Here is a 462-nt window from a genome sequence, read left to right as displayed (position 1 = left end):
TAGAGGCCCGAACGCGACAGGTTAGTGACGTTAGTTACCATATCCAGACTCCTGCCAGAACGATTACCACCACGGAAACGGCGATAACGATTTTCGAGCCCAGTTTGCCGCCTTCCAGCGTCTCACCGATGCCCATGTCCATGATCAAGTGGCGCACACCGGCTACCAGGTGATACAGCAGAGCGGACAGGATGCCCCAAATCACTAGCTTGGCTAGCGGACTGGTCAGACACGCTTTCACCTGACCGAAGCCTTCCTCGGAGCTCAGCGACTTGTCCAATGCGTAAAGCATGATGGCAAGGCACACGAAGAGGATGACACCGGAGATACGGTGAAGAATGGACGTGTAAGCAGTGACTGGGAGTTTGATGGTCCTTAGGTCTAGGTTTACAGGTCGTTGGCTTTTCACGGCTTTTTTTTCACACTGAAGAGCCCCTAACAATCAGGGCAAAGTTGTTGGGG

The 462-nt window shown here is 53.2% G+C and carries 1 protein-coding gene; it reads right to left on the bottom strand.

Annotated features, from left to right (window positions below; translation table 11 throughout):
- Positions 1-34: 34 nt before the first annotated feature.
- The gene (sdhC, locus tag J5M56_RS25120; protein WP_016773673.1) at positions 35-409 is read right to left on the bottom strand and encodes a succinate dehydrogenase, cytochrome b556 subunit; all 375 of its coding nucleotides are present in this window, start codon (positions 407-409) and stop codon (positions 35-37) included.
- Positions 410-462 lie beyond the last annotated feature (53 nt).

It is taken from the genome of Pseudomonas sp. 51_B, assembly GCF_017491595.1.
In the GTDB taxonomy this organism is placed as follows: Bacteria; Pseudomonadota; Gammaproteobacteria; order Pseudomonadales; family Pseudomonadaceae; genus Aquipseudomonas; species Aquipseudomonas promysalinigenes.
This window is presented reverse-complemented; position numbering and strand designations above follow the sequence as displayed.